Genomic DNA, 498 nt, shown 5'->3' with positions numbered 1-498 from the left:
AAGAATATCGCTGACTTATATCCTCATAATTACAAGAAACTTATCCTGGATAATGTAGAAGAATAATTAGATCTCACTAGATGTACTTGCTCGGGTGCATACGTCTCAAATAATAAAGAGATGAGCAAACAAGAAATTATGTACTCTCATGTAGAGGATTGGAAAACAAGTGGATTAACACAATCAAAGTATTGTGAAAGTGTTGGAATTAAGCTAGCGACATTTAGTTATTGGGTAGTAAAGTTTAAGGGTGAAACAGAGCAAGAAGGCTCAAGTAACTTTATAGCAATAAGTAAAACATCAAAAACAGAAGGTAAAGAATATGAAATCGTGTATCCTAATGGAGTGAAGTTACGTTTAGAAACGAAAGATTTGGGTGAACTCTATTCATTAGTAGTATCCACGCGAGCAACCACATATTTCATAAGCTAACTTAAGGTAGTAAGTTTGTTTCAAATAATAAATAGATGAGCAAACAAGAAATAATGTATTCTCATG

1 protein-coding gene is annotated in these 498 nt (G+C 32.7%); it reads left to right on the top strand.

What is annotated here, in order from left to right; genetic code table 11:
• The first annotated feature begins 120 nt into the window (after positions 1–120).
• Positions 121–432, top strand: coding sequence for an IS66 family insertion sequence element accessory protein TnpA (tnpA, locus tag GOQ24_RS11390; RefSeq protein WP_160339738.1), 312 nt, complete (start codon positions 121–123; stop codon positions 430–432).
• The last annotated feature ends 66 nt before the right edge of the window (positions 433–498 follow it).

Source organism: Myroides sp. LoEW2-1, from assembly GCF_009767705.1.
Classification (GTDB): domain Bacteria; phylum Bacteroidota; class Bacteroidia; order Flavobacteriales; family Flavobacteriaceae; genus Flavobacterium; species Flavobacterium album_A.
Note: the sequence above shows the minus strand (reverse complement) of the source record. Positions and strands in the feature narration are given on the sequence as shown.